The sequence below is a fragment of the Citreimonas sp. genome (assembly GCF_042096055.1).
Taxonomy (GTDB): domain Bacteria; phylum Pseudomonadota; class Alphaproteobacteria; order Rhodobacterales; family Rhodobacteraceae; genus Citreimonas.
Genome location: NZ_JBELMH010000088.1, coordinates 1,718 through 12,096 on the forward strand (window position 1 = coordinate 1,718; position 10,379 = coordinate 12,096).

Annotated in this window: 14 protein-coding genes; 7 read left to right on the top strand and 7 right to left on the bottom strand. The window is 69.0% G+C overall.

Features of this window, described 5'->3' with window-relative positions; all coding sequences use genetic code 11:
• The coding region (locus ACFDTC_RS15355) for an ABC transporter ATP-binding protein (RefSeq protein WP_375259761.1) at positions 1-684 on the bottom strand (684 nt) is incomplete at its 3' end.
• Between the two features lie 18 nt (positions 685-702).
• Here ACFDTC_RS15355 and ACFDTC_RS15360 point away from each other — a divergent pair.
• Positions 703-1,398, top strand: a complete 696-nt coding sequence (locus ACFDTC_RS15360) for an arylesterase (RefSeq protein WP_375259762.1) — start codon at positions 703-705, stop codon at positions 1,396-1,398.
• A 69-nt stretch (positions 1,399-1,467) separates the two neighbouring features.
• Positions 1,468-1,731, top strand: a complete 264-nt coding sequence (locus ACFDTC_RS15365) for a hypothetical protein (protein ID WP_375259763.1) — start codon at positions 1,468-1,470, stop codon at positions 1,729-1,731.
• Between the two features lie 5 nt (positions 1,732-1,736).
• Here the strand turns inward: ACFDTC_RS15365 and ACFDTC_RS15370 are convergent, their stop codons facing one another.
• The 5 genes from ACFDTC_RS15370 to fliL form a co-directional block, all read right to left on the bottom strand.
• Positions 1,737-2,897, bottom strand: coding sequence for a geranylgeranyl reductase family protein (locus ACFDTC_RS15370; protein ID WP_375259764.1), 1,161 nt, complete (start codon positions 2,895-2,897; stop codon positions 1,737-1,739).
• Positions 2,894-3,442, bottom strand: coding sequence for a L,D-transpeptidase (locus ACFDTC_RS15375; RefSeq protein ID WP_375259765.1), 549 nt, complete (start codon positions 3,440-3,442; stop codon positions 2,894-2,896). Before ACFDTC_RS15375 ends, ACFDTC_RS15370 begins: the two co-directional genes overlap by 4 nt.
• A 104-nt stretch (positions 3,443-3,546) precedes the next feature.
• A complete protein-coding gene (locus ACFDTC_RS15380; RefSeq protein ID WP_375259766.1) occupies positions 3,547-4,212 on the bottom strand; it encodes a MotE family protein in 666 nt (221 codons plus the stop codon).
• Positions 4,212-4,571 (bottom strand): hypothetical protein, encoded by a 360-nt coding sequence (locus tag ACFDTC_RS15385; RefSeq protein WP_375259767.1) that lies wholly within the window; start codon positions 4,569-4,571, stop codon positions 4,212-4,214. Before ACFDTC_RS15385 ends, ACFDTC_RS15380 begins: the two co-directional genes overlap by 1 nt.
• Positions 4,572-4,582: 11 nt before the next feature.
• Positions 4,583-5,038: a flagellar basal body-associated protein FliL gene (fliL, locus tag ACFDTC_RS15390; protein ID WP_375259768.1), complete on the bottom strand. Its 456-nt coding sequence runs from the start codon at positions 5,036-5,038 to the stop codon at positions 4,583-4,585.
• Between the two features lie 180 nt (positions 5,039-5,218).
• Between fliL and fliF the strand changes: the two genes are divergently transcribed.
• Genes fliF through ACFDTC_RS15415 form a run of 5 tightly spaced genes read left to right on the top strand, consistent with a single transcriptional unit; the run spans position 5,219 to position 9,692 of the window.
• Positions 5,219-6,817 carry a flagellar basal-body MS-ring/collar protein FliF gene (gene fliF / locus ACFDTC_RS15395; RefSeq protein ID WP_375259769.1) on the top strand — a complete coding sequence of 533 codons (1,599 nt, stop codon included), beginning with the start codon at positions 5,219-5,221 and terminating at the stop codon, positions 6,815-6,817.
• Positions 6,814-7,419, top strand: a complete 606-nt coding sequence (locus tag ACFDTC_RS15400) for an ABC transporter ATP-binding protein (protein WP_375259770.1) — start codon at positions 6,814-6,816, stop codon at positions 7,417-7,419. Before fliF ends, ACFDTC_RS15400 begins: the two co-directional genes overlap by 4 nt.
• Entirely contained in the window at positions 7,412-7,699 is a 288-nt protein-coding gene (locus ACFDTC_RS15405; RefSeq protein WP_375259771.1) for a FliM/FliN family flagellar motor switch protein, read from the top strand. Before ACFDTC_RS15400 ends, ACFDTC_RS15405 begins: the two co-directional genes overlap by 8 nt.
• A gap of 2 nt (positions 7,700-7,701) precedes the next feature.
• Positions 7,702-8,424, top strand: coding sequence for a flagellar type III secretion system pore protein FliP (fliP, locus tag ACFDTC_RS15410; protein WP_375259772.1), 723 nt, complete (start codon positions 7,702-7,704; stop codon positions 8,422-8,424).
• Between the two features lie 47 nt (positions 8,425-8,471).
• Positions 8,472-9,692 carry a CynX/NimT family MFS transporter gene (locus ACFDTC_RS15415; RefSeq protein ID WP_375259773.1) on the top strand — a complete coding sequence of 407 codons (1,221 nt, stop codon included), beginning with the start codon at positions 8,472-8,474 and terminating at the stop codon, positions 9,690-9,692.
• Positions 9,693-9,698: 6 nt separating this feature from the next.
• Here the strand turns inward: ACFDTC_RS15415 and ACFDTC_RS15420 are convergent.
• A partial coding sequence (locus ACFDTC_RS15420; RefSeq protein ID WP_375259774.1) for a rhodanese-related sulfurtransferase occupies positions 9,699-10,379 on the bottom strand: 681 nt, incomplete at its 5' end.

Consider the following 10,379-nt stretch of genomic DNA (forward strand, 5'->3'; position numbering starts at 1 on the left):
GCGCCTCGCCTGTCCCTCGGCCACGCGCCCGTCGGCCAGCGGCACCACGCGGTCGCAGCGGTCGGCAAGCTCGGCCGCGTGCGTCACCATCACCAGCGTAGAGCCGCGGTCGCGGGCCATGCCGAACAGCAACTCGACGATCGCGGATCCGGTCGCGGCGTCGAGGTTGCCGGTCGGCTCGTCCGCCAGAAGGATCGCCGGGCGCGGCGCCAGCGCGCGGGCCAGCGCGACGCGCTGCTGCTCGCCGCCCGACAGCTGGCTGGGGTAATGCTCGGCCCGGTGCTTCAGGCCGACGGCGTCAAGCTCGGCCGCGGCGCGGTCGAAGGCGTCGCGGTGCCCGGCCAGCTCCAGCGGCGTCGCCACGTTCTCCAGCGCCGTCATCGTGGGGATCAGGTGGAAGGACTGGAACACAACGCCCATGTTGTCGCGCCGGAACAGCGCCAGCGAATCCTCGTCCAGCGCGGTCAGGTCGCGGCCCAGCGCGACGACCTTGCCGGAGGTGGCACGTTCGAGCCCGCCCATCACCATCAGCAGCGACGACTTGCCCGAGCCGGAGGGCCCGATCAGGCCGACCGCCTCGCCCTGCCGCACGGTCAGGTCGATCCCGTGCAGGATTTCCACCGGCCCGGCATTGCCGTCCAGTCGCAAGGTCACATCTTCGAGGATAAGAACGGGATCGGACATAACGAAGGGGGTCCTGCCATGACGGGTCTGGTGACATATGGTCTGCGCGCCATCGGCCTCAAGGCCGCGATCGTGCTTGGGATGCTGTCGGGCGCGCCGGCGATGGCGCAGCAGACCGACATCCTGGCGCTGGGCGACAGCCTGACGCAAGGCTACGGGCTGATCGAGCAGGAGGGCTTCGTGCCTCAGCTGCGCGCCTGGCTGGCCGAGCGCGGCCATGACGTGCGCATCGTCAACGCGGGCGTGTCGGGCGACACCACGGCGGGCGGGCTCAGCCGGGTGGAATGGTCCCTGACGCCCGAGATCGACGCCATGATCGTAGCGCTGGGCGGCAACGACCTGCTGCGCGGCATCGACCCCTCGGTCGCCCGCGCGAACCTCGACGGCATCCTGCAGGTCGCGGCCGAGCGTGATCTAGACGTCCTGCTGATCGGGCTGACGGCGCCGGGCAATTACGGCGCGGCGTACAAGGAAAGCTTCGACGCGATCTATCCCGACCTCGCCGAGGATTACGACACCGTCTACCTCGAGGATTTCTTTGCCGGGCTGCGCGGGCCGGACGGCGGGATGCCGGATCCCGGCCGCTACATGCAGGCCGACGGGATCCACCCCGACGCGGAAGGGGTCGCGCGCATCGTCGAGACCGTCGGCCCAAAGGTCGAGACGCTGATCGAGGAGGTCCGGGCAGCTGACGCCGCAGCCGACCAGGAATAATCGAAGCACCGCATCTTGCCTCTGCGCCGTGTCGCGCCATTTCCCCGTTGGTCAACGGGGAGAGTGACGATGTCCAACACCGAAACCCGCATGCGCAGCGTCGAGGAAAGCCGCGCGCTCGAGTCGCGGTACCGCGCCGCGCGCGCCGAAATCGAACGCGGCCGCAGGATTGAGGCCGGCCAGTCCGGTGCGCTGGTCTATGCTGCGCTGGCCCTAAACGACACGTTCGAGCGTAGCCCCGCGCTGTCGCGGCTGTCGCACTTGGCGCAGCTGTTCTGCATCGCGGCGCTGTTCATCGTGCCGAACCTGTTGGCTATCTACGTCCTGTTCTGACGGGTCTAGCCGCCGCGCAACGCGCGCAGGGCGAAACCGGGCAGGCGCAGGGCCATGCGGCGCATGATGGGGCCATAATCGGTCTGGCCGTCGAGCATCGCCAAGTATTCGCGCCGGAGAGTACGCGATTCGCGGAAACTGCGCAGGAAGGCCGGGCGCAGGCTTTCGCGGAAAAGGATGGGGCGCAGCCGGGACGCGTGGCGCAGGGCCGTGTGGATGGGCGCGATCCGCTTGCGGTAGATCGGCAGCGCGCGATCCGGCGCGCCTTGAGCCAGCGCCTCGATGCAGGCGCGCGCGGCCTCGGCACCGCTCAGCATCGCGTGCGCGATTCCTTCTCCGGTGATCGGGTCGACCAGCCCGGCGGCGTCGCCTGCCAGCAGGACGCGGCCGCGGCCGGGCACGGATCGGAACGCGCCGAACGGCAGGAACTGGCCCTTGATCCGCGAGGTCCCTCGGACGCCGAGCGTCTCGAGGTAGCGGTGCAGCGCGCCCTTCATGTCGGCGTTGCGGCTATGCACGCCGCCGACGCCGATCGTGACACCGGACGGCTTCGGGAAGTGCCAGCCATAGCCCCAATCCGCCGCGCCGAAATCGATGCGAAGGGGCGCGTCCGGGGCCGGCTCCGGCAACTCGACCTCGAGCGCGAAGCCGATCGTCCGGTGATCGAAGGCGGCACCGAAGAGCTGCCGCGCGGTCGGGCTGTTGACCCCGTCGGCCGCGACGATCAGCGGCGTGCGCAGCTGGCAGCCGCCCAGGGCGATCGTCCCTGCGTCGGGATCCAGCGTTCCAGATTGTCCGGTGAAATCGATCGCGCCGGCGCGTAGCGCCTGTTCGACCAAGGCGTGGTCAAAGCTGAACCGCATGCCCAGATGCAAGGGGGGCGCGTCGCGATCGATGCCGAGATCCTCGCCGAACGCATGGAACGCTATCGCGTCACGACGCGCCAGCGGAACCGGGGGCATGTCGTTGCCAAAGATATCGCGGTAGAGGCGCATGCTGCGCCCGGTCAGGCCGCCTCCGCACAGCTTGTCGCGCGGAAACCGCCTTGGATCGACAAGGGCCACCGCAAGCCCTGCCTTGGCTGCGGTAAACGCGGCCGAGGCGCCGGCGGGGCCCCCGCCCAGCACGATCAGATCGACATCGCGCTGGCGCGGAGCGTCGGTCAAAGGACGGTGACGGTCGCTCCGATCGGGACCCGGGTGTAGAGGTCCTTCACGTGCTCGTTCAGCATCCGGATGCAGCCGTTCGACACGGACCGGCCGATGGTCTGCGGCGCCGTGGTACCGTGGATGCGGTAGAACGTGTCGCGGCCGTTCTGAAACAGGTACAGCGCCCGCGCACCGAGCGGGTTGGTCGGACCGCCGGGCTGCACGTAGTCGTTGTTGATGAATTCCTGGTACAGTTGCGGCTCGCGTTCGATCATCTCGTTGGTCGGACGCCAGGTCGGCCATTCTTTCTTGGCGCCGATGCGGGCGGTGCCGGTGAACTCGAGGCCCGCGCGACCGACGCCGACGCCGTAGCGGATCGCCTGCCCAGGCGCTTCGATGAAGTATAGGAAGTGGGCGCGGGGCAGGATGATGATCTGCCCGGGCTCCAGATCCTGCCGGATCGAGACGGTCTGCGGCCGAAGCGGCGGCTCGAGCTCGAAAGCCGCGGCGGGGGCAGCGGCGAGTGCCGCGGCGGATGCCAGGAAAAGGCGGCGCGTGTGCATGGGCCGTTCCTTCTTCAAAGTGGATGCAGGCAGTGGACGGGCGGCCCCGCGCCAGCCTGCGTTTGATGCATATTACTTAAGGACCGCGCCGGATTGCGCAACCTTTACTCGGTCGGAGCCTCGGCGTTTCGGCCGGCCACGATGACGCTGATCGTGTAGGCCACGCGCGGCGGCAACCCTGCCAGGATCGCGGCGGCCGCGTCGGGCCGCATCCGGCCGAGGAAGCCGGCGGCGAATTCGGGGTCCATCTCGGAGAAGAGGGAGGCCGCGTCCTTGGGCTTCATCCGCGCATAGACGTCGGTCAGCTGCACGATGTCGGTCTCCGCCGCCGTGCTGGACAGCGTCATCGTCTCCTTCAGGCGCGCTTCGGCCGCTTCGAGCGCGGCGAGCTTCTCCTCGATCTCGGTTTCGGCCACCAGAAGCGCCTGCATGCGCATGTCCAGCGCGGTCTCGCGCGTCTTCAGCCGGGCTTCACGTTCTTCGAGCGCGGACAGCAGCGGGGCGATATCCGCCTCGGCCACACGCTCGACCCTCACCTCGGGGTTTGTCGCGTCGGTCGCGGCTTCGGCTTCGTCCGGTTGCGCCATGAGCCCGGGCAGTTCCAGCGCCACCGCGTCGCCAGCGCCATTCAGGCCGCGCAGGATCGCCGAGGCGATCAGCAGCCCGCCGATCGTGGCCAGCGCGCCGCGCGTGCGGCGGCGCGGCTTGCGCGCAGGCGCCTTGCGCTGGGCCGATGGCCCGGCGGCGGCACGTTGAGGCCGGGCCGCCATCACAGCCCTCCGGCGCGCGAATGCCGCAGGAACACCGTGTCCTTCGGTTCGACCTCGTGCGCGGCGTCCTTGTCCTTGGGCAGGTCATGCATGGACGCGACGAGCAGTTCGAGCCGTCGTGCCACGCCCTCGGCCCGCTCGGTCAGGGCGGTCAGTGATTCGGCGGACTCGCCGGCCGACTTGCGCGCGCTCGAGACGCTGCGCGACAGGTCGTCGACCTGCACGGACAGCACCGCGACCGCTCCGCCGACGCCGGTTTCCAGGTCGGTGAAGCGCGTCAGGCGACGCGACAGCACGAAACAGTAGAAACCCGCGCCCAAGGCACCGGCGACAAGCAGGATGTCTGCGATCAGGTCCATTTCCACCCCTCTCAGTTTACGATGAATTCGAGCACGAGCAGATCGCGCACGTGATCGTCGCCGGCGACGAGTTTCACCCGCCGCAGAAGCTGCGACCGCAGCTGGATGAGCGCGCCCGGCGCTTCGAACTCGGCGGGTTCGAGCGCGCGGAGGTAGCTGTTGAGCACATCCTGGACGCGCGGCACTATCGCCGAGACGCTCGCCGTGTGCGCGGCCGGCACCTCGAGGCTGGCACGGAACCGCAGCGTGCGTCCGTCCGACGCGGGACCGAGCCCGATGACGATGGGGGGAACCTCGACGAATCCCACGTCGCCCAGCGGCGTGAGATCCTGGTAAGCGCTGTCCTTGGCGCTTTCTCCCGCATGACCCTTGTCCGCGCCGAACAGACCCAGCGGGTCCTTCTGCACGACGAAGAATCCGCCGGCGCCGCCCAGAACGGCCAGCACCGCGCCGATGATCAGCGGCATCTTCGAGGATTTCTTCCCCTCGGCAGGGGCGTCGACCGTAGCGTCCGCCATGTCCAACCTCTTCTGTGGTTCGAGGGTTAGATAGACGCAAAGGGGCTAACCGATTGTTAAGGCGCGTGGGCTTATCTGGCCTCAACCCGAACAGAACGTTTGGAGTGGAGGTCGACATTGCAGCAGCTCATGACTGTCTGGAACTCGCTGGGCATCCGTCAGCGCATCATCGTCGCCGGCGCGTCACTCGCGGTCATGCTCGCCGTTCTGGGGTTGGCGCGGATGGCGTCCGCGCCGAACATGGCGCTGCTCTACGCGGGGCTCGAGACCAGCGCGGCGGGTGACGTCGTCCAGGCGCTCGAATCGCGCGGCATGGCGTACGAGATCCGCGGCGGTTCGATCTTCGTGCCCGAACCCGAACGCGATGCGCTGCGCCTGACGCTGGCCAGCGAGGGGCTGCCGGCGAACGGCAACCAGGGCTACGAGCTGCTGGACGGCCTGTCGGGATTCGGCACCACGTCGCAGATGTTCGACGCCGCCTACTGGCGCGCGAAAGAGGGCGAGCTTGCCCGGACGATCGTCTCGAACCCGGCAATCGCGACCGCCCGCGTGCATATCGCCAACAGCAGCGCGAATCCCTTTCAGCGTGACGTGACGCCGACGGCGTCCATCTCCGTCACCACGACCGGCGCCGTCCTGTCGCCGCCGCAGGCCCGCGCGATCCGCTACCTGGTGGCCTCGGCCGTGCCGGGGATGGAGGCCGACAACGTCGCCGTGATCGACGGCAAGGGCGGGCTGATCGGCGCCGAGGCCGAGACCGGCGGCGCGCTCAGCGCGGCCGACCGCGCCTCGTCGATGCGCGACCGCGTGCAGCGCCTGATGGAGGCGCGCGTGGGTGTCGGCAACGCGGTGGTCGAAGTCAGCGTCGACACCGTGACCGAGACCGAATCGATCCGCGAGCGGCGCTTCGATCCCGAGGGGCGCGTCGCGATCTCGACCGATTCCGAAGAACGCACCGACCAGTCGCAAGAGGCCGGGCCCGGCGACGTTACGGTCGCGTCCAACCTGCCAGACGGCGAGGCCAACGCCGAAGGCGGCAGCTCGACCTCGCAGGCCAGCGAGACGCGCGAACGCGTCAACTACGAGGTGTCTGAAACCACCCGCGAAGTCATGCGCGCGCCGGGCGCGATCCGTCGCCTGACCGTCGCGGTGCTGGTCAACGGAACTTACGCGCCGGGCGCAGACGGCCAGCCAGTGTTCGAGCCGCTGCCCGAGGGCGAGATGCAGGCGCTGCGCGCGCTGGTCGAATCGGCCGTCGGCTACGACGAGGCTCGGGGCGACCAGATCACGCTGCGCTCGCTGCCCTTTGAGCGGCCCGAGGGGCTGGGCACCGGCCCGATCGAGCCGGGATTCTTCACCGGCAGCATCGACACGATGCGCCTCGCGCAGATGGGCATCTTGGCGGTCGTGGCACTGCTGCTGGGCCTGTTCGTGGTCCGCCCGATCCTTGCGCGCGGTGCGGCACGGGCCTCGGCCGGCGTGCTGCCCGCTCCGGACGCGGATTACGCCGACGCCGACGCGCTCGACGGCGATGCCCAATTCGAGACGCTGCCCGCCCTGTCGGGCAGCCCCGATTTCGGCGGCATGGGCATGGTCGACTTCGACATGGACGACGAGCCGGTCAGCGAGGACCCGGTCGAACGGCTGCGGCACCTCATCGAGGAACGCCGGACCGAGTCGGTCGAGATCCTGCGCAGCTGGCTGGATGAGAAGGAAGAGGCGAAATGAGCGGGCTTTCCGACTATCTCGACGATTTCGGCGAGCCCGAGCGCGACGCCGAACCGGCAGCGCCGGCCCAGGACCCGGCCGAGATCGAGGCCCGCAGGCTGGAGGCGTTCGAGGAAGGCTACCGCGCCGGATGGGACGACTCGGTCAAGGCGCAGGCGGACGATTCCGCGCGCCTGTCGAGCACCTTCGCGCAGCACCTCGGCGATCTCTCCTTCACCTATCAGGAAGCCTACACCGCCATCATGGGGGCGATGGGGCCGCTGCTCGACGAGATGATCGCCAAGCTGCTGCCCGAAATGGCGCGGCAGAGCCTGGGCGGCCACATCACCGAACAGCTCGAGGCACTGGCGCAGGAGATCGGCCGCCGCGACGTGGTGATCGCCGTGGCGCCGGGCCGCCGCGACGCCGTGGCCCCGCTGATCGAGGGCGACTTCGCGTTCCCGGTCTCGATCGTCGAGGACGACACGCTGGGCGCCGATCAGGCCGACATCCGCTTTGGAGAGACCGAGCGCCAGATCGACCTGGCCGACATGCTGACCGCCTTCACCGCCATGGTCGAAGGCTTCTCGGACGAGAACGGAAGGAAGATCGTCAATGGATGACGCGCAGACCACCACCCGCACCGAAGGCGGAAATGCCTTCACCTCTGTCCCGATCGAGATCACGGTCTCGATCGGCCGCGCCCGCCCGTCGGTGCGCGAGCTGCTGCAATTGTCCAAGGGCAGCGTGCTGTCGCTGGACAAGAAGCTCGAGGATCCGGTCGAGCTGTATGTCGGCGACCGGCTGATCGGGATCGGCGTGCTCGAGGTCGTCGAGGGCCAGGGCGCGGGGCAGCTTGCCGTGCGCGTGACCGAGGTGGTCGACATGCAGACGCCGTCGTAATCATGCGGCATTGGGGACTTGCCGCGCTGCTGCTGGCGATGCCGGCGGTGGCGCAGGCGCAATCGCTGTCGATCGACCTGGGCGAGGGCGGCTCGATCACCGCCACGTCGATCCAGCTGATCGCGCTGATCACGCTGCTCAGCCTCGCGCCGGGCATCGCGATCATGATCACCTGCTTTCCGTTCATCGTGACGGTGCTTGGGATCCTGCGCCAGGCGGTGGGCCTGCAGCAATCGCCGCCCAACATGCTGATCGTCAGCCTGGCGCTGTTCCTGACCTACTTCGTGATGGAGCCGGTCTTCACCGAGGCGTGGGAGCTGGGGATCGAGCCCCTCGTCGAGGAACAGATCGACATCACCGAGGCGTTCGGCCGCGCGATCGTTCCGTTCCGCGAGTTCATGGCCGGCCGGATGGACCCCGACACCTTTGCCGCGATGGCCGAGCTTCGCCCCGACGGCGACGGCATGGCGCTGTCGCCCGACGCGCCGCTGTCGGTGCTGATCCCCAGCTTCATGCTGTCCGAGGTCGCCCGCGCCTTCCAGGTCGGCTTCCTGATCTTCCTGCCCTTCCTGATCATCGACCTGGTGGTCGCGGCGGTGCTGATGTCGATGGGCATGATGATGGTCCCGCCGGCCATCGTGTCGCTGCCGTTCAAGCTGGCGTTCTTCGTCATCGCCGACGGCTGGGCGCTGCTGGCGGGCTCGCTGGTCAAGGGCTACTTCTAGCACGTCCCGTCTGGGCAAGGCCGCGATCCGCGCCTAGGCTCCGCCGCATGACCGACGCGCTCGTCCTCGACAGCCGCTATTCCTGGATCCGCGTCGGCCTTGCGCTGCTGATCGCGGTTGCGGGCAACGTGGGCATGTGGGTGGTCACGGTCGTCCTGCCCGAGTTGCAGGCCGAGTTCGGCCTGTCGCGCGGCGCGTCCTCGCTGCCCTATGTCGCCACGATGATCGGCTTCGCGACCGGCAACCTCGGCTTCGGGCGTCTGTCGGACCGTCTGGGCATCACCGCGACGCTGAGCCTGGCCGCGCTGCTGGTGAGCGCGGGCTATGGCCTTGCGGCTTTCGCGCCGTCGATCGCCGTGCTGTGCGTCCTGCAATTGGCGATCGGCTTCGGCACCGCGGCGAGCTTCGGGCCGCTGATCGCCGATACGTCTCAATGGTTCCTGCGCCGGCGCGGCCTTGCGGTCGCGATCACCGCGTCGGGCAATTACCTGTCGGGCGCATTCTGGCCGCCGCTTCTGGCGTGGCTGGGCGACGGGGCAGGCTGGCGCTGGGTCTACGGCGCGCTTGCGATCATGACGCTGGTGGTGGTCGTGCCGCTGGCGCAGGCCCTGCGGCCAAAAGTTCCCGAAAGCGCCACCCGGGCGGTCGAGACCGCCGCCGCCTCGCGCACCCGCGCGACCGGTCTCAGCCCGCGGGCGCTGCAATGGCTGCTCGGCCTCGCCGGGATCGCCTGCTGCGTCGCCATGTCGATGCCGCAGGTTCACATCGTGGCGTTGTGCGTCGACCTCGGCTTCGGCGCGGTCGTGGGTGGGCAGATGCTGTCGTTGATGCTGCTGGGCGGCGTGGCCTCGCGGCTGGTCTCGGGCGTGCTGGCCGACCGCCTGGGCGGCGTGACCACGCTTCTGATCGGCTCCGGCCTGCAGGCCCTGGCGCTGTTGCTCTACCTGCCCGCGGGTGGACTGGTCTCGCTCTACACCGTCAGCCTGATCTTCGGGCTGAGCCAGGGCGGCATCGTGCCCTCGTACGCGGTGATCGTGCGCGAATACATGCCCGCGCGCGAGGCCGGCAACCGCGTCGGCTTTGTCATGATGATGACGATCCTCGGCATGGCGCTGGGCGGCTGGCTGTCGGGCGCGATCTATGACTGGAGCGGAAGCTACGCGCTGGCCTTCGTGAACGGGTTCGCCTGGAACGCGGTCAACATCGCGATCATGCTAGGTATCCTGATGCGGGGCCGCCGCGCCGGGCGCGCGATCCAGACAGTCTGAGCGGCCTCAGAAATCGTCGGGGACGTCCGCGTGAAGGTGTCGTTCGCCCCGCGCCCGGGCCAGCGCGATCTGGCGCTGGCGTTCGCGGAAGCGCGCCTTGTCCTCGACCGAGGTTTCGTGCGCGCAATGGTGGCAGGCGACGCCCGCCTCGAACTCCGGCCGCGCGCGATCGTCGGGCAGGATCGGCCGCCTGCAGGCGTGGCACAGGTCGTGCGGCCCTTCGCGCAGCCCGTGTTCCACCGACACGCGCCCGTCGAAGACGAAACACGCGCCGCGCCATTCGCTGTCCTCCTCTGGCACGTCCTCGAGGTATTTCAGGATGCCGCCCTTGAGGTGGTAGACCTCGGGCACGCCCTGGCCGAGCAGGTAGTTCGTCGACTTCTCGCAGCGGATGCCGCCGGTGCAGAACATCGCGATCCGCTTGTTGTGGAAGCGCTGCTTGTTGGCCTCCCACCAGGCCGGGAAGTCGCGGAAAGACCCGGTGCTTGGATCGACCGCGCCGTTGAACGTGCCGATGGCGGTCTCGTAGGCGTTGCGGGTGTCGATCACGGCCACGTCCGGCGAACGGATCAGCGCGTTCCAGTCGCTCGGGTCGACGTGGTGACCGACGCGCGCCAGCGGATCGACGTCCGGCTGGCCCATGGTGACGATCTCGCGCTTCACGCGCACCTTCATGCGGGCGAAGGG

What these genes read in the sequence shown, in the direction of transcription:
- ACFDTC_RS15360 (WP_375259762.1), top strand. Translation starts at nt 703, where the DNA reads ATGACGGGTCTGGTGACATATGGTCTGCGCGCCATCGGCCTCAAGGCC.
- ACFDTC_RS15365 (WP_375259763.1), top strand. Translation starts at nt 1,468, where the DNA reads ATGTCCAACACCGAAACCCGCATGCGCAGCGTCGAGGAAAGCCGCGCG.
- ACFDTC_RS15375 (WP_375259765.1), bottom strand. Translation starts at nt 3,442, where the DNA reads ATGCACACGCGCCGCCTTTTCCTGGCATCCGCCGCGGCACTCGCCGCT.
- ACFDTC_RS15380 (WP_375259766.1), bottom strand. Translation starts at nt 4,212, where the DNA reads ATGGCGGCCCGGCCTCAACGTGCCGCCGCCGGGCCATCGGCCCAGCGC.
- ACFDTC_RS15385 (WP_375259767.1), bottom strand. Translation starts at nt 4,571, where the DNA reads ATGGACCTGATCGCAGACATCCTGCTTGTCGCCGGTGCCTTGGGCGCG.
- fliL (WP_375259768.1), bottom strand. Translation starts at nt 5,038, where the DNA reads ATGCCGCTGATCATCGGCGCGGTGCTGGCCGTTCTGGGCGGCGCCGGC.
- fliF (WP_375259769.1), top strand. Translation starts at nt 5,219, where the DNA reads ATGACTGTCTGGAACTCGCTGGGCATCCGTCAGCGCATCATCGTCGCC.
- ACFDTC_RS15400 (WP_375259770.1), top strand. Translation starts at nt 6,814, where the DNA reads ATGAGCGGGCTTTCCGACTATCTCGACGATTTCGGCGAGCCCGAGCGC.
- ACFDTC_RS15405 (WP_375259771.1), top strand. Translation starts at nt 7,412, where the DNA reads ATGGATGACGCGCAGACCACCACCCGCACCGAAGGCGGAAATGCCTTC.
- fliP (WP_375259772.1), top strand. Translation starts at nt 7,702, where the DNA reads ATGCGGCATTGGGGACTTGCCGCGCTGCTGCTGGCGATGCCGGCGGTG.
- ACFDTC_RS15415 (WP_375259773.1), top strand. Translation starts at nt 8,472, where the DNA reads ATGACCGACGCGCTCGTCCTCGACAGCCGCTATTCCTGGATCCGCGTC.